This window comes from Nocardioides jiangsuensis (assembly GCF_019679455.1).
GTDB classification, from domain to species: domain Bacteria; phylum Actinomycetota; class Actinomycetes; order Propionibacteriales; family Nocardioidaceae; genus Nocardioides_C; species Nocardioides_C jiangsuensis.
The window spans coordinates 555,467-576,719 of the sequence record NZ_JAIEZQ010000001.1 but is presented as its reverse complement, the minus strand read 5'-3'; the positions used below and the strand labels follow the sequence as shown (position 1 = coordinate 576,719).

18 protein-coding genes are annotated in these 21,253 nt (G+C 74.4%); 8 read left to right on the top strand and 10 right to left on the bottom strand.

The features are described 5' to 3' along the window. Window positions 1-4: 4 nt before the first annotated feature. From pknB to K1X13_RS02740, 3 genes are all read right to left on the bottom strand, one after another. Entirely contained in the window at window positions 5-2,032 is a 2,028-nt protein-coding gene (pknB, locus tag K1X13_RS02750) for a Stk1 family PASTA domain-containing Ser/Thr kinase (protein WP_308249350.1), read from the bottom strand. A gap of 121 nt (window positions 2,033-2,153) precedes the next feature. Continuing rightward, window positions 2,154-3,176 (bottom strand): LysM peptidoglycan-binding domain-containing protein, encoded by a 1,023-nt coding sequence (locus tag K1X13_RS02745; RefSeq protein WP_308249349.1) that lies wholly within the window; start codon window positions 3,174-3,176, stop codon window positions 2,154-2,156. Window positions 3,177-3,345: 169 nt separating this feature from the next. Beyond that, complete coding sequence (locus K1X13_RS02740) at window positions 3,346-5,064, bottom strand: sulfatase family protein (protein WP_221023501.1); 1,719 nt, start codon at window positions 5,062-5,064, stop codon at window positions 3,346-3,348. Between the two features lie 97 nt (window positions 5,065-5,161). Here K1X13_RS02740 and K1X13_RS19545 point away from each other — a divergent pair, with 97 nt between their 5' ends. Together K1X13_RS19545 and K1X13_RS02730 are read left to right on the top strand one after the other, a co-directional pair. After that, a complete protein-coding gene (locus K1X13_RS19545; RefSeq protein ID WP_221023500.1) occupies window positions 5,162-5,572 on the top strand; it encodes an Rv2175c family DNA-binding protein in 411 nt (136 codons plus the stop codon). A gap of 100 nt (window positions 5,573-5,672) precedes the next feature. Beyond that, window positions 5,673-6,116, top strand: a complete 444-nt coding sequence (locus K1X13_RS02730) for a barstar family protein (protein ID WP_221023499.1) — start codon at window positions 5,673-5,675, stop codon at window positions 6,114-6,116. 39 nt (window positions 6,117-6,155) lie between these two features. On the opposite strand, the gene K1X13_RS02725 is transcribed toward K1X13_RS02730, so the two are convergent. After that, complete coding sequence (locus tag K1X13_RS02725) at window positions 6,156-7,241, bottom strand: polyprenyl synthetase family protein (protein ID WP_221023498.1); 1,086 nt, start codon at window positions 7,239-7,241, stop codon at window positions 6,156-6,158. Window positions 7,242-7,301: 60 nt separating this feature from the next. Between K1X13_RS02725 and metF the strand changes: the two genes are divergently transcribed. Continuing rightward, a complete protein-coding gene (gene metF, locus K1X13_RS02720; protein ID WP_221023497.1) occupies window positions 7,302-8,219 on the top strand; it encodes a methylenetetrahydrofolate reductase [NAD(P)H] in 918 nt (305 codons plus the stop codon). 6 nt (window positions 8,220-8,225) lie between these two features. Here metF and K1X13_RS02715 read toward each other — a convergent pair whose 3' ends face one another. Then, window positions 8,226-9,530 carry a phytoene desaturase family protein gene (locus K1X13_RS02715; RefSeq protein ID WP_221023496.1) on the bottom strand — a complete coding sequence of 435 codons (1,305 nt, stop codon included), beginning with the start codon at window positions 9,528-9,530 and terminating at the stop codon, window positions 8,226-8,228. A gap of 24 nt (window positions 9,531-9,554) precedes the next feature. Continuing rightward, the gene (locus K1X13_RS02710) at window positions 9,555-10,952 is read right to left on the bottom strand and encodes an ATP-grasp domain-containing protein (RefSeq protein ID WP_221023495.1); all 1,398 of its coding nucleotides are present in this window, start codon (window positions 10,950-10,952) and stop codon (window positions 9,555-9,557) included. 194 nt (window positions 10,953-11,146) lie between these two features. Between K1X13_RS02710 and K1X13_RS02705 the strand changes: the two genes are divergently transcribed. Then, window positions 11,147-13,123: an N-acetylmuramoyl-L-alanine amidase gene (locus K1X13_RS02705; protein WP_221023494.1), complete on the top strand. Its 1,977-nt coding sequence runs from the start codon at window positions 11,147-11,149 to the stop codon at window positions 13,121-13,123. A gap of 93 nt (window positions 13,124-13,216) precedes the next feature. Here the strand turns inward: K1X13_RS02705 and K1X13_RS02700 are convergent, their stop codons facing one another. From K1X13_RS02700 to K1X13_RS02685, 4 genes are all read right to left on the bottom strand, one after another. Next, window positions 13,217-13,690 (bottom strand): STAS domain-containing protein, encoded by a 474-nt coding sequence (locus K1X13_RS02700; protein ID WP_221023493.1) that lies wholly within the window; start codon window positions 13,688-13,690, stop codon window positions 13,217-13,219. 180 nt (window positions 13,691-13,870) lie between these two features. Beyond that, entirely contained in the window at window positions 13,871-14,236 is a 366-nt protein-coding gene (locus tag K1X13_RS02695) for an ArsC/Spx/MgsR family protein (protein WP_221023492.1), read from the bottom strand. A gap of 11 nt (window positions 14,237-14,247) precedes the next feature. Further along, on the bottom strand, window positions 14,248-14,736 hold the full coding sequence (locus tag K1X13_RS02690) for a YbaK/EbsC family protein (protein WP_221023491.1): 489 nt from the start codon (window positions 14,734-14,736) through the stop codon (window positions 14,248-14,250). Window positions 14,737-14,782: 46 nt separating this feature from the next. Then, a complete protein-coding gene (locus K1X13_RS02685; protein ID WP_221023490.1) occupies window positions 14,783-15,259 on the bottom strand; it encodes a VOC family protein in 477 nt (158 codons plus the stop codon). 342 nt (window positions 15,260-15,601) lie between these two features. Here K1X13_RS02685 and K1X13_RS02680 point away from each other — a divergent pair, with 342 nt between their 5' ends. The 4 genes from K1X13_RS02680 to K1X13_RS02665 are packed head-to-tail and all read left to right on the top strand — an operon-like array spanning window position 15,602 to window position 21,248. Then, a complete protein-coding gene (locus tag K1X13_RS02680; protein ID WP_221023489.1) occupies window positions 15,602-15,976 on the top strand; it encodes a DUF6504 family protein in 375 nt (124 codons plus the stop codon). Window positions 15,977-15,987: 11 nt separating this feature from the next. After that, the gene (locus K1X13_RS02675) at window positions 15,988-16,521 is read left to right on the top strand and encodes an SAV_6107 family HEPN domain-containing protein (protein WP_221023488.1); all 534 of its coding nucleotides are present in this window, start codon (window positions 15,988-15,990) and stop codon (window positions 16,519-16,521) included. Continuing rightward, the gene (locus K1X13_RS02670) at window positions 16,511-20,452 is read left to right on the top strand and encodes a DNA polymerase III subunit alpha (RefSeq protein WP_221023487.1); all 3,942 of its coding nucleotides are present in this window, start codon (window positions 16,511-16,513) and stop codon (window positions 20,450-20,452) included. The genes K1X13_RS02675 and K1X13_RS02670 overlap by 11 nt, the downstream gene beginning before the upstream one ends. Before the next feature lie 34 nt (window positions 20,453-20,486). Further along, complete coding sequence (locus K1X13_RS02665) at window positions 20,487-21,248, top strand: methyltransferase domain-containing protein (protein ID WP_221023486.1); 762 nt, start codon at window positions 20,487-20,489, stop codon at window positions 21,246-21,248. The last annotated feature ends 5 nt before the right edge of the window (window positions 21,249-21,253 follow it).

Sequence of the window (21,253 nt, the reverse complement as noted above, 5' to 3'; positions counted from 1 at the left end):
GGGCTCAGACCAGGAACAGGGTGACGGTGCTGCCCTCGGGGGCCATGGAGCCCTGCGGGGGGTCGGACTTCACCACGAACTCCAGGCCGACGTACACGTCGCTGCGCTCGGTGCGGACCTCGAAGCCGGCGGCCTCCATCCGGGCGGTGGCCTCCGCGACGCCGACGCCCTGGACCTTCGGGACCTCGACCATCACCGGGCCCTTGGAGGCGGTGAGCTCGACGGTCTCGCCGCGGAAGAGGGTGCCGCGGTCGGGGGACTGCGCGATCACGTCGCCCTCGGGGACGGTGTCGTCGTTCTCCCGGGTGATCGCCACCTGGAACCCGAGGTCGACCAGCGCCTTCTCGGCCTCGTCGGCGGACTTGCCGGTGAAGTCGGGGACCTTGATCGGCCGCGGTCCGCGGCTGACCAGGACGTCGACCACGGCGTCGCGCTTGAGCTCGGTGCCGGTGGCCGGGTCGGAGGAGAGCACGACGCCCTCGGCGACCTTCTCGTTGAACTTCTGGGTGACGTCGCCGAAGACCAGGTTGGCCTCCGCGACCGCCTCCTGCGCCTCGTCGACGCGCATGCCGCGCAGCGTCGGCACCGCGTAGCGCTCGGGGCCGAGCGAGACGACGGCGCTGACCGTGCCGTCCTCGAGGATGTCCTCGCCGGCGCCGGGGTCGGTGCTGATCACCGACCCGGCGGTCACGGTCTCGCTGTAGGCGCGGTCGCCGACCTCGAAGGACAGCCCGGCGGCCTGCACCTTCTCCCGGGCCTGCGCCTGGCTGAGGTTGATCACGCCCGGGGTGGCGGTGTAGCGGCCGACCCCGTAGTGCCAGCCGACCAGCCCGGCCACGGTGGCCAGCACGAGCACCAGTGCGAGCAGCAGGGGACCGCGGCGGGAGCGGCGCGGGGGCGTCGGCCGGGACGCGTCGTTCCGGCCCGGGGGCCCGCCGGGGCGTGCCGGGCGGGAGGGACGGTCGCCGGGCAGCCCCGCGCCGATCACCGAGGTGTGCTCGTGGTGGTCGGATGCGGCGGGGGCGCCCGCGCCGCGGTGGCCCACGACGGCGGCCGCCGCGGCCGGGGCCACGATGGTCGGCGCGTCCTCGCGGACGTAGTCGATGTCGTCGTCGGGCGCGGAGGCGCCGGTGGACGGGGCGAGGTCGGCGGTGAGCTCCGGGTCGTCGGTGACCCCGTGGTCCAGGGCGGCGCGGACCCGGCGGACCTGGTGCAGCAGCACCCGCGCGTCGGCCGGGCGCAGCTCCCGGTCGCGGGCCGTCGCCCGGGCGACGAGCGCGTCGACGTACGCCGGGATCGTCGGGATCTCCTCGGACGGCGGCGGGACATCCTCGTGCACGTGCTTGTAGGCGACCTGGATCGGCGACTCGCCCTCGTGCGGCTTGCGGCCGGTGAGCATCTCGTAGAGCAGCACCCCGGCGGCGTACACGTCGGAGCGGGCGTCGGCCCGGCCGTCGATGACCAGCTCGGGGGAGAGGTAGGAGACCGTGCCGATGAGGACACCGCCGGTGGCGGTGTGCTGGGTCTCGGCGCTGACCGCGCGGGCCAGGCCGAAGTCGGCGACCTTGATCCGGCCGTCGTCGGCGATCAGCACGTTCTCCGGCTTCACGTCGCGGTGGATCATCCCGGCCTGGTGCGCGGCGGCGAGCGCGGAGAGCACCGGCTCGACCAGCGCGAGCGCCTTGGCCGGAGCCATCGGCGACTCCTTGCGGATGACGTCGCGCAGGGTGTGGCCGGGGATGTACTCCATGGCCAGGAACAGCGTGCCGTCGTCGTCGCCCTGGTCGAAGACGCCGACCACGTGCGGGTGGGACAGCTTGGCGGCGGAGCGGGCCTCGCGCACGAAGCGCCCGGCGAAGTCCTCGTCGTCGCCGAGGCCGGTGTGCATCACCTTCAGTGCGCAGACCCGGTCCAGGCGCATGTCGGTGGCCTCGTAGACAGTGGCCATGCCGCCGCGGGCGATCCTCGGCCCCACGCGGTACCGACCGTCGAGCAGGCGCCCGATCATCGGGTCCGCGACGGTCCTGTCCACGACGTGTCCTCCCGAGTCGACCGGGTCGGGGAAGGGGGTGGGGTCGGCTCAACCTGCGATTTTACGGAACGCGCGGTTCGATCCCGACCTCCCACGGCGCCCGGCGTGGCGAGGAACACGCTCAGGCGGGGTAGTCGCCCCGCTCGAACCGGTCCTTGAGCGCCATCACGTTGGCGACGTAGCGGCGGGTGTCGTCGTACATCCCGTGCTTCCGCACGCCCGCGAGCCCCTGGTAGTAGCCGGCCACCGCGGTGCGCTCGGGGGCCTGCTCGACGAGCACGTCGAGCAGCTTCACCCCGGCGGTGACGTTGTCGTGCACGTCGGTGAGGTCGAGGTCCCGGCCGACCAGGCCGGACATCCAGCGCCCGGTGGAGGGGATCACCTGCATCGCGCCCACGGCGTCGGCGTAGGACACGTGGTGCATCTGCCAGCCGGCCTCCTGCCAGGACACGGCGAGCGCCAGCTGCGGGTCGACGCCGTGCCGGCGGGCGGTGGACTCGATCACCGACCGGACCCGCGCCCGGCTCGGCCCGTCGACGGCGTCGGCCGAGGGGGCGCTGCCGCGCCGCGGCGCGGGAGCGGGTGCCGCCGGCGCGGCCGGTGCGGGCGCGCCCTCCCGGGCGGCCTCGGGTACGACGGGGATCCGGATGGTCTCGCCGGCGCGGAGCACGGGCCCGTTCATCGCGACCAGCTCGGCGGTCCACGCGTGGAACCGGACGGCGAGGCCGCTCGGGGTGTCCCCGGGCCGGACGGTGTAGCGCACGATCCGGCGGGTCTCGGAGCCGCCGCCCGACGAGGCGGGCTGCGCCTGCGCCGCGCCACCGCGGCCGTGCGCCGCCGGGACCCGCAGGGTCTGCCCGGCCACGACGTGGTCGCCGGAGGAGTCGAGACCGTTGCGCGCCACGATCCGGCTCACCGACGTGCCGTGGTCGGCGGCGATCTCGGAGAGCGTGTCGCCGGGACGGACGACGTACTCCATCATCAGCGGCACCCCGGCCAGGAGCATGCCGCCCGCGGTGGTGGAGGCGGTGAGCCGCTCCAGGGAGCCACGGGAGCCGCGCGGGCCGGGCCGCAGGGAGGCGAGCCGGCGCCGGAGTCCGGACCTGCGGACGGTCGGGGGGTGCTGGGAGAGCTGGGAGTTCACGGGCGTGGGTCCCTTCGTGTGCCGCAGCGCCGACGCGCGGAGCACAACGACGCACGGGGAACCCGAGCGGTCCCCGCGGGGCCCGCTTACCCCGTGTGACGGATGGTAAACCTGTTCACTCTTGATGTTTTTGTGACAGATGTGACCGGAGTGGCGATCCGGACGAGGGTCAGCGGGCCTGCAGGTCGGCCGGCAGCGGCGTCGCGCACCCGTCGGACCGGCACATCCGGAGCCGGTCGAGCTCCCGGGCCAGCTGCCGGACCACGGGGGCCGTCGCCGGCTCGTCGGCGAGGTTCTCCAGCTGGCCGGGGTCGCGGCGCAGGTCGTAGAGCTCCTGCTCCCGGGAGGCGTACTCCACGTAGAGGTAGCGGTCGGTGCGCACGCCCTGGCTGAACCGGAGCGGCGACGGCCCGCCGGGCCGCACGTCGAGCAGGGGGCCCGGGCCACGGGGGTACTTGTGCGCGTTGAGCGGGCCGCTCTCGGTGAGCACCCCGCGGGTCCAGCCGCGGTCGCCGGTGCGGGCCACCTCGAGCTGGCTCACCCCGTCCATCGCCGGGTCCGGCCGGGCACCGGCGGCGTCGAGGATCGTGGGCGCGAAGTCGATGGTGAGGAACGGGTCCCGCCGGGTCTGGCCCGCGGGGATGCCCGGCCCGCTCATCAGGGTGGGCACCCGCAGCGACGGCTCGTAGGGCAGCAGCTTGCCCGAGCGCATCCGGTGCTCGCCGATGAAGAAGCCGTTGTCGGAGGTGAACATGAAGATGGTGTCGTCGAGCTCGCCGGCGGCCTCGAGCGCCTCGGCGGTTCGGCCGATCTGCTCGTCGAGCACGTAGAGCGACTCGGCGCGCTGCCGGGTCAGGGTGGCCATCGCCTCGCGCTCCTCGGCGGTGGCCTCGGGCAGCGACCGGATGAAGTACGGCTTGTCGCTCACGTCCGCCTCGCCGGCGGCGCCGGGCGCCTCGGTGATCAGGTCGTCGAACAGGCCCCACACCCGCGGCGGGCGGGCCGGCGTCTTGATCCGGCTCTCGACGCCGTCGCTGCGGCGCAGCGTCGGCGGGTCGTCGGCCTCGTCGGGCAGGCCGATGTGCGGGGCGACGTACGACGCCCACAGGAAGAACGGGCGCGGGGACCGGGCGAACTGGCCGATGACGTCCTCGGTCTCGGTGCCGAGCATCTCGGTCTGGTACCACCCCTGGTTCCCGCGCAGGGTGCCGTTGACGTTGAGCGTGGTGTCCCGGTACCGGTACGTGCCGCCGGCCTCCTCGGAGTCCCAGCCGGGCGGGCTGCCCACGGCGCCGCGCCAGTCGGTCCAGCCCGGCGGGACGTAGGTCAGGCTGTCCTCGGCCGAGCCGTCGTGGGGCGGCTCGGCGCCGTACCCGTTGAGGTACTTGCCGAGGAACGCGGTGTTGTAGCCCACCTCGGAAAGCTCGGTGGCCAGGCTGTGGCGGTCGTCGTAGGCGCCGAAGCCGAAGTTGCGGCCGTTGCTCCACACGCCGTGGTTGTGGGTGTACTGCCCCGACACGAACGACGCGCGGGCCGGGCAACAGATCGGGTGGGGCGAGAAGGAGTTCTCGAAGCGGACCCCGCCCTCGCCGAGCAGCCGTTGGAGGTTCGGCATCCACCGCACCTCGTCGTCGCGCATGTCGTCGGCCATCACGACCACGACGTTTGGACGCGGGTCCGAGGGCACCTCGGCGAGGCCCGGCAGCGGTGTCGCGGCCGGCTCCGCCGTGCCGGCGCCGGCCGGGGAGCCCGGCCCCGCCGGCGTCGCGGACGCCACCGTCTCGACGGGCGCGTCCGGCTCCAGCGCGTGCCCGGGCGAGGCCACCGCGGTGCCCAGCGCCGTCAGCGCGACCCCGGCGACGACGGCGCGGCCGCGTCTGGTCAGCACAGGTGGGTCCTCCGAGATCGGGGCGGGGCGTCCGGCGCGGCCATCCTACGGGCGCCTCGATTGGGTGCCGACGGTGCACCGGTGGCACAGTTGAGCCGTGGACAATCCCGACACCCCGACCCCGCAGCACGACCCCGCCGGCGCCTCGAGCGGGCAGGCCGACCTCGGCGAGCTCGTCGGCACCTGGTGGGACTGGAGCGAGACCAGCGACGCGCTGAACATCAGCGTGAGCAAGGTCCGCCAGCTCATCCGCGAGCACATGCTGGCGGCCGCCGTCCCCACCCCCGGAGCGGGCCAGAAGGTCCCGGCCGAGCTGGTCATGGACGGCCAGATCGTCAAGGGCGTGTCCGGTGTGCTCACCGTGCTCCACGACGGCGGGTACGACGACCGCGAGGCGCTGACCTGGCTGTTCACCGCCGACGACACGCTGCCCGGCCGGCCGATCGACGCCCTGCGGGAGAACCGCGGCGCGGAGGTCAAGCGCCGCGCCCAGGCGAAGGCCTTCTGACACTCTCCCGCGGAGGTCCAACGACCCCTGCCGCCGGCCGCTCACGGTCGCTACAGTCGGAGGACTGACGACCACGAATCCTCACGGGAGGGCCATTCGTATGAGCGGTCTCGCAGCACTCCTCGCCGGGCACAACCCACCCGACATCTACCGTTGGCACAACGCCGCCCACGTCCCCGACGTGCAACACGCCGTCGAGCACGCCGGGTGGCGTTTCGTGTACGTCGACGGGTGGACGGTGGAGGACAAGGCGACCTTCCTGAAGACCGCCGCCGCGGCCTTCGACCTGCCGGGCACCGCCTCGGAGAGCTTCGACGCGCTCTCCGACGCGCTGAACGACGTCACCTCCGGGCAGCACGAGGGCACGGTCGTGCTCTGGGACGGCTGGAGCCCGCTGGCCCGGGCCGACGAGCAGGCCTTCCACGTCGCGCTGAGCGTGCTCGGTGGCCGGGTCAACGCCGACCGTGGTGACACGTTCGCGGTGCTGCTGCGCGGCGAGGGGCCGCCGGTCGACGTGCCCGAGCTGCCCGCCGCCCACCACTGAGCCGCGCACCCGGCCCGGCCCGGGACCGCCCGGGCCGGTTCAGACCACGCGCTGGGTGGCCGCGGTCGCGAGCGTGCCGAGCACCGAACGAGCCCGCTCGGTCACCGGTGCCGCCGCGAGCGCCCGCATCGCGCGCTCGGTGAGCTCCTCGATGCGGCGCTCCACGTCGGCGTGCGCCCCGGACTTCTCGATCACCGTCCGCAGGGCGGCCACCTCCTCCTCGTCGAGGGCGGTGCCGAGCCGTGAGTCCAGCAGCCGCGCGGACTCGGGGTCGGCGTGCTCGAGGGCCAGTGCGACCAGCACCGTGCGCTTGCCCTCGGTGAGGTCGTCGCCGGCCGGCTTGCCCGTCACCTCGGGGTCGCCGAAGACCCCGAGCAGGTCGTCACGGAGCTGGAACGCCTCGCCGAGCGGCAGCCCGAAGTCGGTCAGCGCCTGCTGCACGTCGGGACCGGCCCCGGCGAGCGCGGCGCCGATGTGCAGCGGCCGCTCGATGGAGTACTTCGCGGACTTGTAGCGCAGCACCCGCATCGCGGCGTCGACGTCCGACTCGCCCCGGGCCTGCACGGACACGTCGAGGAACTGCCCGGCGATCACCTCGGTGCGGGTCGTGTCGAAGTACCCGAGCGCGTCACGGACCACGGTGTCGTCGAGGCCGCAGGTGCGCAGCAGCTCGTCGGACCAGGACAGCAGCAGGTCGCCGAGCAGGATCGCGGCGGCCGCGCCGTACTGCGCGGGGTCACCGTCCCACCCGTGCTCGCGGTGGTAGCTCTCGAAGGCCCGGTGCGTGGCGGGACGGCCGCGGCGTACGTCGGAGGCGTCCATGTAGTCGTCGTGGACCAGCGCGCTCGCGTGCAGCAGCTCGAGCGCCGCGGCCGCGCGGAGCAGGGGTGCCTCGTCGTACCCGCCGTCGCGGACCGCGCGGAAGCCCCAGTAGCAGAACGCCGCGCGGAACCGCTTGCCGCCGGAGACCGAGGCGCGGGCGGAGCCGACCAGCCGGGCCGCGTCGTCGCCGAGCGGGGCGAGGCCGGCGGCCTGCGCGTCGACGAACGTGTCGAGCGTGCTCTGGACCGCGGCGCGGAAGGCGGCTGCGTCCCAGCCGGGGCCGGAGGTGTCGGGGGAGTGCACCCGGCGAGCCTACTTTGGACACGGGACGGAGCGAGGGGCCGTCCCACCTATCCTTGAGGCATGGCTCTGGGACTTCCTTCGCGCATGCCCGGCGGCGCCGAGACGGTCCGGGACCTGATCGCCGCCGGCGAGCGGTCGTTCTCGTTCGAGTTCTTCCCGCCGAAGGACGAGCAGGGCGAGCGGCAGCTGTGGACGGCGCTGCGCGAGCTCGAGGCGCTGCAGCCGACGTTCGTGTCGGTGACCTACGGCGCGGGCGGGTCCACCCGCGACCGCACCGTCCGGGTCACCGAGCGGATCGCGCAGGACACCTCGATGACCCCGCTGGCGCACCTGACCTGCGTCGACCACTCCCGCGAGACGCTGCGCTCGGTGATCGGCTCGTACGCCGCCGCCGGGGTCCGCAACGTGCTCGCGCTGCGCGGCGACCCGTCGGAGGGGCCCGCGGCGCCGTACACCGCCCACCCCGAGGGCCTGCGCTACGCCGTGGAGCTCGTCGAGCTGGTCAAGTCGCTCGGCGACTTCTGCGTCGGGGTGGCGGCGTTCCCCGAGGGGCACCCGTCGGCGGAGTCGCTCGACCGCGACGCCTGGGTGCTCGCCGAGAAGGCCCGGGCCGGCGCGGACTTCGCGATCACCCAGCTGTTCTTCCGGCCCGAGGACTACTTCGGCCTCGTCGACCGGCTCACCGCGCTCGGCGTGGACATCCCGGTGATCCCCGGGATCATGCCGATCACGAACCTCGCCCAGATCCGGCGGATGGCCGAGCTGTCCGGCGCCGAGCTGCCCCCTCACGTCGTGGAGCGGGTCTCCAAGCACGGCGACGACCCCGCGGCCGTGCGCGCCGAGGGCATCGCGCTCGCCACCGAGCTGTGCGACACGCTGCTTCAGGGCGGCGCGCCCGGGCTGCACTTCTACACGCTGAACCGGTCCAAGGCGACCCGCGAGATCTTCGCCGGGCTGCGCGCGCCGGTCGGCGGCTGAGCCCGCTCAGGCCTTCCCGACGGCCTGCGCGACGAGAGCCGCGCTCAGCCCCACGAACGGCACCCCGGCCCCGGGCGCCGCGTGGGCGCCCGCGCAGAACACGTTGGTCACCGGGGTCGTGGTGCCGAGCCGGTGCCGCAGCGTGGTCCGGCCCTGCCAGAGCACCCCGTACGGCGACCCCCCGTACGTCTCGACGAGGTCGCGCGGGGACAGGTCGACCCGGACCCGGACCTGCTCGCGCACGTCCACGCCCCGGCGCGCGAGCGCGGTGACGATGTCCTCCGCGAGCCGGCCCCGCCCCAGCACCGTCCAGGCCGCGCCGCCGTCCGGGGCGGAGCCGCCGGTGCGGACCACGAGCAGCGGGTCGCCGTGCAGGACCACCTCGTGCGGCAGGGCGGGCACGTCGCCCTGGAGGCCGAGGTGGCACACGACCGGGGGGAGCGCCGGCATGGTGCGCCGCACCAGCGACGCCAGCGCCGGCAGCCGCCGCGGGTCGACCGCGCAGACCACGAGGTCGGCCTCGACCAGGCCCCCGTCGGTGACGACGCCGGTGGCCCGGCCGTCACGCACGACGAGGTCCTCGACCGTCGTACCGAGCCGGACGTCGACGCGGCGCTCGCCCAGCCGCTTGGTCATCGCGCCGGCGAGCGCGCCCATCCCGCCGGGGACGGTCCAGACGCCGAAGTTCTGCTCGACGTAGGCCGTCATCCCCACCCAGGCGGGCACGTTGCGAGGGTCGTGCCCGTCCAGCACGGTCCCGGCCAGCGCGAGCGCGCGCAGCCGCTCGTCCTTGAACGCGCGGGTGACCGCCCGGTGGAGCGTGGTGCGCGTGGTCAGCGTCGCCCGGGTCTCCTTGCCCACGTGGTCGGGGGAGTAGGGGCGCTCGAGGTAGTCGCGGCGCAGCAGGTTCCACGTGTCGGCGAAACCGTGGGTCCAGTCGAGCCACCGGTCGCCAAGCCCGGGACCGAGGCCCGCGTCGATCGCCTGCTGCTGCGCGGCCCGGCTGCCGGAGGGGAGCGCGACCGCGGACCCGTCCTCGAAGCGGTGCTCGCGCATCGGCTCGACCGGGACCAGGTCGAGCTCGCGCTCCAGCGGCCGCCCGGACTTGCGGAACAGGTCCCGCAGCACGGCGGGGAGGGCGGTCGCCGTGGGGCCGGTGTCCCAGCGGTACCCGTCGCGCTCCAGGAAGCCGACCGCACCACCGAGGCGGTCCGCGCGCTCCACGAGCGTCACCTCGTGGCCGAGCTTCGCGAGACGCGCGGCGCTCGCCGTCCCGCCGAGACCCCCGCCGACCACCACCACACGCGCCATGGGCGCGAGCCTAGTGGGGCAGGGTCAGCGGACGTCCGGGGCGGCCTCGACCGGGCCGAAGCCGGTGCCGAGCTCCTCGTCGAGGAAGCGCATCAGGGCCACGTTGAGCGGCCCGACCCGCTCGCCCGGGCGCACCGCGCGGCCGGGGACGAGCTTGGCGAACGTACCCGCCGCCGACGGGCCCACGACCAGGGTGAGCTGGCCCCCGTCGTCGCGACGCAGTCGCTCGCCGTCCCAGGACAGCCGGACCTCGAGCGACTCCTCGACCACCCGGCGGTCGCTGACCGCGAGCGGCTTGACGACGCGCTCGGCGTCCATCGCCGCGAGCGCCCAGAGCTCCAGCTCGGCCGTGCTCACGCCCGGGTCGCGGCCCGCGACGAGCGCGTACTGGAGCAGGGAGAACGCGGCGTATCCGACGCCGCGGGCCAGCGTGTTCAGCCCGCCGGAGAACCGCGGGTTGAGCTCGGTGGGGCGGAAGCCGTCCGCGGTCATCACGCCGTCGATGCCGAAGGCGCCGCGGTAGTCGGCGCGCTCGCGCAGGTGCTCGCCGGTGCGGCGGACCAGGTCGCGCATCTCCTCACGGTCCCGGTCGGCCGGGTCCCAGGAGGTGCCCTGGCCGCCGTACACGAAGCGGCGTCCGGCGTCGCGCAGGATGGCGAGCTCGACGGGGCGGAACACCGCCGTACCGTCGGGCAGCACCATCCCGTGGATGCTGCACGGGACGCCCTCGAGGAACGGCATCACCCGGACCCGGTCGCAACGCGGCGCGAAGAACCCGAGCGCGGCCTCCCGCTCCGCGGCGTCGGTCACCCAGCGCACGAACTCGCCGCCGCCGTTGAACCCGTCGCGGGCGTCGCCGGACCAGACGGCGCCCGACCCGGCGTCCAGGGCGGCGCTCGCCTCGTCGAGCAGGTCGGGACTGTCCGCGGGCACCACCCGGTACGGGCTCTGCGCGGCGCCCACCGCGGACCAGATCTCCTCCGCGACGATCTTGTCCTCCAGCGCGATCCAGGAACGGCGGCGGCCGCCCACCACGTCGCGGCCCTCGATCGGCTCGTTGGCCACGAACGGGCCGACCAGCCACACCGCCTTGCGGTCCGGGTCGAAGTCGTCGACCTCGGCCCGGACCGCGTCCGGCAGGTCCCGGAGCAGGCGGTCGTGGGCGCGCAGCTCCTCGGTCACCGTCGGGTACCGCGCGACCTCGACCAGGACCACGCGGCCGTCGTCGGGGGACGGGACCGGTCCGGCGCCGGTCCCGTTGGCCACGAACATCAGCCCGTCGGCCCCGGCGTCACGGGTGAGCGGGACCAGGTCGACGAGGCCCGCCAGCGGGGCGATCCCGGCGATCACCCTGCGCCCGGCGAACACGGTGCCGAGGTCGTCGATCCAGGCCTGACGCTGCGCGGGGTCGAAGAGATCCATGCGGCTCAGGCTAGGGAGACGCGCGTCGGCGCGGCGACAGGTTTTCCGGTGCCGGGGCGCTCCGACGGCACGGACCGGCCGCCGGCGCGACGCTCCCGCGTAACTTCTGCGTGAACCCCTTTACTTTGCCCGCATGCACCCTGTTCGATACGCATACGTCCGGATCTTCCGGATTGTCGGACTCGAGGAGTGCTGTGAGGTCAACGCACAAGCTGGGCGCGGCCGCTGCCGTGGTCACCCTGCTCACAGGGGGGATGGCGGCCCTCTCCGCTCCGGGGGCCGCGGCCGCCGACTGGAGCCGGTGCCTCGACGGCACCACCGACCGGCAGGCCGTCTTCGCCCGCGCCGCGACGGTCAGCGGGGTCCCCGAGAGCGTGCTGCTCGGCGTCTCCTTCATGCAGTCCCGCTGGGACGACCACGGCACCAGCCCGAGCACCTCGGGCGGCTACGGGCCGATGCACCTCACCCAGGTCGACGCCTCCGCCGTCGCCGACCCGCACCTCCAGGGCAAGGGCGAGAGCGCGCACGCCCACGAGGGCGACGCGGGTACGTCGGACAGCCCCGGCGTCGACCCGGCCGTGGACGGGCTGTTCACCCTCGACGAGGCGGCCGGGCTCGTCGGCTCGACGCCGGCCCGGCTCCGGGCGGACGACGTCGCGAACATCTGCGGCGGGGCCGCGCTGCTCGCGTCGTACCAGCGCGACCTCGGCTCCGACGGCTCCGGCGCGACCGGTGTCGCGGGCTGGAGCGCCGCGGTGGCGAAGTACAGCGGCGCCGCCGACGAGGCCTCGGCGCTCCGCTTCGTCGAGCAGGTCTTCACCGTGATCCGCGAGGGCCGCAGCCGGGTCACCAACGACGGCCAGCGGGTCACGCTGGAGGCCGCCCCCGCCCGGGTGGACCGGGAGGCCGTGGCGTCGATGGGGCTCGCGGTCGCGTCGACCGAGGGCGTGGACTGCCCGGTGGGCCTGGGCTGCGAGTCGATCCCGGCGCCGTACGAGAAGTACGGCGACTCGCCGGGTGCCTACGGCAACCACGACCTCGCCGACCGGCGGGCCGACATGGACATCGACTACATCGTCATCCACGACACTGAGGCCAGCTGGAACACCACCCTCCAGCTCGTCCAGCGGCCGAACTACCTGGCCTGGAACTACTCGCTGCGCTCGCGCGACGGGCACATCGCCCAGCACCTCGACAGCAGCGACGTCGGCTGGCACGCCGGCAACTGGTACGTGAACATGCACTCGATCGGCCTCGAGCACGAGGGCTTCGCCGCCCAGGGCGCGAGCTGGTACACCGAGTCGATGTACCAGACCTCGTCGGCGCTGGTCCGGCACCTCGCCGCGAAGTACGACGTGCCGCTCGACCGCGCGCACATCATCGGCCACGACCAGATCCCCGGCCACGTCCCGTCCCGGGTGCCCGCGATGCACTGGGACCCGGGCCCGTACTGGGACTGGGAGCACTACTTCGACCTGCTCGGCGCGCCGATCGCGGCCGACCGCACCTCGCGCAGCGACGTGGTGACCGTGGCCCCCGGCTACGACGGGAACAGCCAGCCGGTCACCTCGTGCGGGACGACCCCCTGCCAGACCGACGCCACCAACTTCGTCTACCTGCACCAGGCGCCCGACGCCTCCGCGCCGCTGGTCAACGACCCGGGCATGAAGCCGAACGGCGCCCCCGCCACGACCTCGGTCTCCGACATCGGCGCCCGGGCCGCGGCGGGCAGCAAGTTCCTGGTCGCGCAGCGTTCCGGGGACTGGCTCGGCGTCTGGTGGCTGGGCAAGATCGCCTGGCTCTACAGCCCCAAGGACGACCCGCGCGTGGTGCCCTCCGACGGTGAGGTCGTGGTGCCGGCCGGGACGGCGGAAGTGCCGGTCTACGGCCGCGCCTACCCGGAGTCCTCCGCCTACCCGGCGGCGATCCCGGACCAGGGCGTCGCGCCGCTGCAGTACACGCTGAAGCCCGGGCAGGCCTACGTGCTCGCCGACGACGACCTGGAGACCGACTACTACTACGCGAAGACCTTCGAGTGCGCGTTCGTGGCGATGGACTGCACCCAGGTCGTGGGCGAGGACGAGTACTACCAGATCTGGTTCGGCCACCGGTACGCCTACGTGCGGGCGGCCGACGTCCGGGTCGAGGACGGCATCGCGAAGCTGCTCTGAGCGACTCCTGCCCCGGGCGACCCGGACCAGAGACACGAACGGCCCCCTCCTGCGGGAGGGGGCCGTTCGTCGTCGGTGCGGGTCAGCGGCCGGTCAGACCAGGACCACCACGAGGTGGAGCCCGGTCAGGGTGAGCAGGCGGACCATCATCTTGGACGCGCCCGCGACCGCGAGACGGCCGCCCGCCTGGACCACCGCGTGGTGGGCGCCGAGCACGGAGGTGAGGCCGCGTACGTCGCAGAAGGTGACGCCGGCGAGGTCGAGCACCACGTCGTCGACGGGGCCGGCGCCGACGAGGTCGTCGATCGCATGGCCGAGGCGGGGGGAGGAGACGAGGTCGAGCTCACCGGTCAGGGTGATCACGGTGCGCCGGGGGTCGTCGGGGGTGACCGCGAGGTCGAACGGGCTGACGAGCACCTCCGGAGCGGAGACCTGGGCCGGGACGGGTGTGGCGGGAAGCTGGGTCGGGACCCGCGGGAGCGCGGTGTCCGCGACGAGTGTCGGGGCGGTGGGGGTGGCCTGGTCGAGCGGAGAGCTCTCGTCCGGGCCGGGGCCGGAATCTGTCATGTTCGGCGACGTCATGTGTCGCACCTGTGTTCTCTGGGCCCGGTGTCCGCCACGAGCGGACGAAAGCCCTGATTCTTCGTGAACCGGGGGTGATGCAACCATGGCCAGCAACACGCGGGTGACCCCCGGCCCTCATGACAGTACGCCCCCGGACGGGGTGTGGCCAGCCGACCGCCCGGCTCAGCGTGCCGCGTCGAGCGCGCGGGCCACCGCATCGGGGTCGCGTCCGACGACCGTGGTGCCGTCGTCGGCGGTCAGGATCGGCCGCTGCACGAGGACCGGGTGGGCGGCCAGCAGCGCCAGCCAGCGGTCCCGGTGCTCCGGGTCCCGCGGCAGGTCCGCGAGCCCGAGGTCGGCGGCGACCGGCTCCCCGGTGCGGGTGATGTGCCAGGGCTCGAGGCCGAGCCGGTCGAGGACGTCGGTCAGCTCGGCCTCGGTCGGCGGGTCGTCGAGGTAGCGGCGGACGGTGTAGGCGACGCCGGCCTCGTCGAGCGCCGCCGTGGCGGCCGCGCACTTCGAGCAGGCGGGGTTGACCCAGATCTCCATGGCTGTCCTCGCTACTCGACGTCGAGCTCGGTGGCGCCGGTCAGCTCGACCAGCTCGTCGTACGACGTGCTGAACACCGCCGAGGGATGGCCGGCCGCGGCCCAGACCTCGGCGTGACGGCGCAGCCACGGGTCGACGTGGGTCGGGACCGGGACGGGGTGGGCGATGGGGGAGACCCCGCCGATCACCTGGCCGGTGTGCTCGCGCACGAACTCCGGGCTCGCCCGGCGCAGCCGCTGCACGCCGAGCTCGGCGGCGACCTTCGCGGTGTCGACCCGGTGCGCCCCCGAGGTGAGGATCAGCAGGGGCCGGCCGTCGGCGTCGAAGAGCAGGCTGTTTGCGATCGCGCCCACCTCGCAGCCGAGCGCCGCGGCCGCGAGCGGGGCGGTGTGCACGGTGTCGGGGAGGACCACGACCCGCCCGGTGCCGCCGCGACGGGCGAGCTCCTCGCGGAACCGGGTGACCGACAGGGGCTCCACGGGAGCGGGGTCCGACGTCATGCGCCAGACCCTAGTGGCCGCCGCCGACCGGTCGGCCACGGGCGCCCTACCCGGCGTCGTCGTAGGCCTTCTGCAGCGCGGCGATGTCGATCCGGCTCATCTGGAGCAGGGCGGCCATCACGCGCTCCGTGGCCGCGGCGTCGGCGCCGCTGAACAGCTCCTGGATCGCGGTCGGGACGATCTGCCACGAGACGCCGTACTTGTCCTTGAGCCAGCCGCACGGCCCCTCCTCGCCGCCCTCGGCGAGCCCGGTCCAGAAGTGGTCGGCCTCCGCCTGGTCCGCGCAGTTGACCTGGAGGGAGAGGGCCTCGTTGAACGTGAAGTCCGGACCGCCGTTGAGCGCGGTGAACTCCTGCCCGTCGAGCTCGAAGCTCACGGTCATCACCATGCCCGCGGGCCGGGGGCCTGCCTCGCTGTACCGGGTGACGCCGAGGATCCGGGAGTTCTTGAACAGGGAGGTGTAGAAGGTCGCCGCCTCCTCACCTTCGGTGTCGAACCACAGACAGGGGGTGATCTTCTGCATGGCTCCTGGTCCCTTCGTGCCGGTCGCGGCCCCGGGGTGAGCCGCTGAAGGAGTAGACCGCGGCCCGGGCCGGAACTCATCGGCGTCCCCCGGCCGTCCCCAGGTTTCTCCGCAAGGTTTGACGGACTGTCGGAAGCCAGGTGTACCTTTGGATGTGTTCGAACAGGTGTTCGAACACCCGTGCTGGGCGGGGATGACCTCGACCCCCATCCCCGCCCACACCTCCCGCGCCGAGCCGGTGCGGGAGGCGGCACGGACCCCCGCGGGAGCGGGGGGAGCAGGGGTCGGGCAGGGGTCGAGCTCAGTAGCTGGTCTGGTGACTATCTCGTCGGAGGGTGGGACATGCGGCGTTACGACGACCCCGTGGAAGTGCGCAAGGGAATGGTGGGTGACACCGAGGGGCCCGAGCAGTTCTTGTGGCGTGGCCGGCTGTGGAAGGTGTGCGACGTCGTCGCGCACTGGGTGGAGACCGGTCCGTGGTGGCAGTCCTCCGGGGTCCGCGCGGTGCTCGGCACCGCCGACTCCGGGGCCGCCGGCGAATCCGACGGGGGCGGGGTGCTGGTCCGTAGCGACCTCGCCGCCGAGCGGGAGGTGTGGCGGGTCGAGGCGGCCCGCGGTCTCGCCGCGTCGGGGCCCGGGGGAGCGGGGCGGGGCGTCTTCGACCTCGTCTTCGACTGGGCGACGGGCAGCTGGCAGCTCGCCCGCTGCGTGGACTGAGAGGGCCTGCGATGACCACTTCCACCAGGTCCCCCCGTCCGCACGGCCCCGCCGGCCCGGCCCGTGGCGGGGCGGTCCCGCCCGGCCCGGCCCGGCACCCCCTGGCCCTCCCGGCGGCGACCCACTCCTACCTCGAGCGTGCGGCGGCGTCCCTGCGCGAGGCGATCACCACCTCGGAGGTGACACTGCGCTACGCCCACGCCCACGTGTCCGCGCTGCGGGCAACGGCCGCCCTGCTGGCCGCTCGGGCGCACCCGGTCGCGGGTGCCCGGCGGGGCCGCTCGCCGCAGAAGAACGCCTGGGTCCTGCTCGCCGAGGTCGCTCCCGAGCTCAGCGAGTGGGCGGCGTTCTTCGCCGCCGGCGCCGCGAAGCGGGCGGCCGCGGAGGCGGGCTCGGTCCGTGCCGTCACCGAGCGGGAGGCCGACGACCTCGTCCGTGACGCCGACCGCTTCCTCGGCGTCGTCGAGGAGTGCCTGGGCCTGACCCGGCACGTCCCGTTCCAGGAGTACCTCCCGCTCGTCCAGGGGCGCTCCGGTGTCGCGTGACCCGTTCGTCCACCTGCACGTCGCGTCCGGCTACTCCCTGCAGTACGGCGCCTCCCACCCGCACGTGCTCGTCGAGCGGGCCGTCGAGCACGAGATGGACACGCTGGCCCTGACCGACCGCGACGGGGTCTACGGCGCGGTCCGCTTCGCCAAGGCCTGCATGCAGGCCGGGGTGCGGCCGGTCCTCGGCGTCGACCTCGCGGTGGCCCCCACCGGGGCGCTGCCCCCGGCCGCCGACGCGACCGCGGGCCGCCGGGGCCGGACCCCGGCGCGCGGCGGCGCCTTCCGCGACCAGCGGCTGCCGCGGGCCACGTTCCTGGCCACCAGCAAGCAGGGCTGGGCCGCGGTGTGCCGGCTGGTCTCCGCGACCCATCTCGCCGGTGAGCGGGGCACCCCGGTCACCACCGTGGACCTGGTCGCCGAGCACGTCGCGGGCCGGGACGTGCTGGTCATGCTCGGCCCCGGCTCCGAGCTCGGACGGGCCACCACCCTGCGCCGGGACGACCTCGCCCGCGCCGCCCTCCAGCCGTGGCTGCGCGTCGTGGACCGCGCCGACCTACTCGTCGAGGTGGTCTCCCACCGCCTGCCGGGGTCCGGGCCGGGCACCGCCTCGCACGCCGCGCGGATGGCCGGGATCTCCCGGGCGGAGCGGCTCGGGGTGGTGCTGACCAACGCCGTCCGCTACGCCGACCGGACCGACGCGCCCACCGTCGACGTCCTCGACGCCGCCCGCCGGCTGGTCCCGCTCGACCTGCGCCACGTCGACCGTGGCAACGCCGAGGGCTTCTTGAAGTCCGGCAAGCAGATGGCCGAGGTGGCCGAGGAGGTCTGCCGGCTCGCCGGCCTCGGCGAGCGCGACGCCCGCCAGCTGCTCTCCCGCACCCGGATGGTCGCCGACCGGTGCGCGGTCGACCCGCGGGAGGACCTCGGCCTCGGCGAGGTGCACTTCCCGGAGTTCGGCTCCTCGCGGGCCGAGGCGAGCGCGATGCTGCGGGCCCGCTGCGAGGCGGGCATCGGCCGCCGGTACGGCAGCGCGCCGCGGCAGCGGATCTGGAAGCGGCTCGACGACGAGCTGCGCACCATCGACGAGCTCGGCTACGCCTCCTACTTCCTCACCGTCGGCGACGTCACCGACCTGGTCCGGGAGATGGGGGTCCGCTCCGCCGCCCGGGGCTCCGGGGCGGGCAGCCTGGTCAACTACCTGCTCGGCATCTCCGGGGTCGACCCGCTGCGGCACGGGCTGCTGATGGAGCGGTTCCTCTCCCCGCTGCGCCAGGCGCTGCCCGACATCGACGTCGACGTGGAGTCCGCGCGCCGGCTCGAGGTCTACGAGCGCATCCTCGACCGTTACGGCGGGGAACGCTGCGTCTGCGTCTCGATGATGGACACCTACCGGGTCCGGCACGCGGTCCGCGACGTCGGGGCCGCGCTCGGCATGCCGGCGGGGGAGGTCGACGCGATCGCCAAGGCCTTCCCGCACATCCGTGCCCGCGACGCCCGGGTGGCGCTGCGGGAGCTGCCCGAGCTCCGCGCCTCCGGTCTCGGCGAGGAGCGGCTCGACCTGATGTTCCGGCTCGTCGAGCGGCTCGACGGGCTGCCACGGCACATCGCGGTGCACCCCTGCGGCGTGCTGCTCTCCGACGCCACCCTGCTCGACCGCACCCCGGTGGAGGCCAGCTACGCCGGCTTCCCGATGAGCCAGTTCGACAAGGACGACGTGGAGGACCTCGGCCTGCTCAAGCTCGACGTGCTCGGTATCCGGATGCAGTCGGCGATGGCGCACGCGCTCCGCGAGATCGAGCGGGTGGACGGCGAGGTCGTCGACCTCGACGACGAGGCGCAGGTGCCCTTCGACGACCCCGCGACCTTCTCGCTGATCGGCCAGTCCAAGACGCTCGGCTGCTTCCAGATCGAGTCGCCGGGCCAGCGCGAGCTGGTCGGCAAGTCCGGGCTGCGGACGTTCGAGGAGATCATCATCGACATCTCGCTGTTCCGGCCCGGGCCGGTCAAGAGCGACATGATCACGCCGTACCTCAACGCCCGACAGGGCTGGTCGATGCCGACCTACCTGCACGACGACCTGCGGCCGATCCTGGAGGAGACCTCCGGCGTGGTGGTCTTCCACGAGCAGGTCATCGAGATCATCGCCCAGTTCGCCGGCTGCACCCTCGCCGAGGCCGACGAGGCGCGCCGGGCGCTCGGCGACGTGGAGGGGATGGCCGACACCAGACTCTGGTTCTTCCCCCGCGCGGTGGCCCGCGGCTACCCGCCCGCCGTGGTGGAGGAGGTCTGGAAGGTGCTCGAGGCGTTCGCCTCGTTCGGCTTCTGCAAGGCCCACGCCGCCGCGTTCGCGCTGCCGACCTACCAGTCCGCCTGGCTCAAGACCCACCACCCGGCCCACTTCCTCGCCGGGGTGCTCACCCACGACCCGGGCATGTACCCCAAGCGGCTGATCCTCGACGACGCCCGCCAGCTCGGCATCGCCGTCCTCGGCCTCGACGTGAACGCCAGCGGCGCCGAGTACGTCGTGGAGAAGGTGGGGGTGTACGACGAGCCGCCGCCGGAGGTGCTCGGGCAGCCGCCCCGGCAGGCCCCCGGGGAGGGGCTGCCCGACGGCCGCGCCTACGGCATCCGGCTCGCGCTCTCGGAGGTGAAGGGGATCTCCGAGGCGGAGGTGGGCCGCGTCGTCGCGGCCCGTCCCTACCACTCGCTCACCGACTTCTGGCACCGCGCCCGCGTCTCCCGGCCGGTCGTGGAGCGGCTCGTGCTCGCCGGCGGGTTCGACTCGATCTACGGGATCGGCTCACCGCTCGGGGTGCGCCGCCGCAGCAAGGTGACCCGGCGCGACCTGCTCCTCCAGGTCGCCGACCTCGACCGGCACGCGCGGGCGGTGGACCGGGCGGGCAAGGGCCGCAGCCGCGGGCTGTCCCGCACCCGCCCCGCCGGCCCGGCCGCGCGCACTCCGCTGCCCGGCGACCCGGGGGGCGACCGCGCGGGGGCAGGGTCCACCGCCGCGGTCCGGGCGGCCGAGGCGGCGCGCCGGAACAGCTCCGACCACCGGGACCGCGAGCAGGCCGCGGGGCCGGGCGTGTGGCAGCAGGCCGCCGCCCAGTCCCGGGCGACCCGGGCCGCGGCCCCGCTCACCTCGGTCCAGCTCGCCCTCGACCTCGGCGACACCCCCGCCGACGGCGAGGTCAGCGGGCTGCCCGAGATGAACGCCTCCGAGCGGGTCCGCGCCGAGCTCGAGATCCTCGGCCTCGACGTGAGCCGGCACGTGGTGGACTTCTACACCGGGTTCCTCGACGACCTCGGCGTGGTCCGGTCCCGTGACCTGGTGCACCAGCGGAGCCGGTCCGAGCTGCTCGTCGCCGGGGTCAAGGTCGCCACCCAGACCCCGCCGATCCGGTCCGGGCGCCGGGTGGTCTTCCTGACCCTCGACGACGCGACCGGCCCGGTCGACGCGACCTTCTTCGAGGACGCCCAGGGCCCGTACGCCGCGACGGTCTTCCACTCCTGGCTGCTGCTGGTGCGCGGGGAGCTGCGGCGCACCGGGCCGCGCGGGGTCTCGCTGCGGGCCACCGGGTGCTGGGAGCTGCCGGCCCTCTACGACCTGTGGCAGCACGACGGCGTCGAGGCGGTGCGCGCGGCGATGGCCGAGGTGCCGCTCGGCTTCGCCGACGCCGTGGCGGTGGGGGAGTCCGCGGTCACCGGGGCGGCCGAGAGCCGGGCGACCCGGCCGGTGATGGCCGACCCGCCCGCGGCGCAGCAGCAGGGCAGTGCCGGCACCGCGGGCGGGATGGGCCGACGCAGGGTGCTGGTGCACTCGAGCGGCTTCAAGCTGTCGCCCTACGCCGACATCAAGCCCGCGGGCGACGACACCAAGACCGCGCCCCGCAAGCTGTGGCACCGCAGTCCCGGGAGTGCCGGATGACCGACCCGTGCCGTGGCTCACTAGGGTGGGCGCCATGCCAGCACAGAACAGCTCGCAGCGTCCCGGTCACCAGGGGCGGGGAGCCGCTCGCACCGCCGTCGTCTGGGAGGCGCTCCAGGACGTCCTGGCCGCTGTCCCCGCCGATGCTGGCGACCAGACCGCCTCGGTCCTCGACATCGGCGGCGGCACCGGCGGCTTCGCGGTCCGGGTGGCCGAGCTCGGCCACCGGGTCACCGTCATCGACCCCAGCCCCGACGCCCTCGCGATCCTGGCCCGGCGGGCCGAGGAGCGCGGTGTCGCCGACCTCGTCACCGGCCGCCAGGGCGACCTGGCCAGCCTGCACGACCTGGTCCCCGCCGGACGCACCGACGTGGTGCTGTGCCACGGGGTGCTCGAGATCGTCGACGACCCGGCCGCGGCGCTGGCCTCCATCGCCGAGGTGCTCCGTCCCGGCGGCACCCTCAGCCTGCTGGTCAGCCAGCGGCATGCCGCGGTGGTCACCCGGGCCATGGCCGGCCACTTCAACCAGGCCCGGGAGCTCCTCGACGACACCTCCCGCGGCGGCAGCCACCGCCGGTTCACCGCCGACGAGATCACCACGGTGCTCGACCGGGCGGGCCTCGACACCACCGCCCTGCACGCGGTGCGGGTCTTCGTCGACCTGGTGCCCAGCTCGCTGGTCGACCTGGAGCCCGGCGCCGCGACGGCGCTGGTGGAGCTGGAGCGGGCGGTCGCGGACCGACCCGAGTACCTCCCCCTGGGCACCCAGCTGCACGCCCTGGCCACCCGCCGCTGACCCGG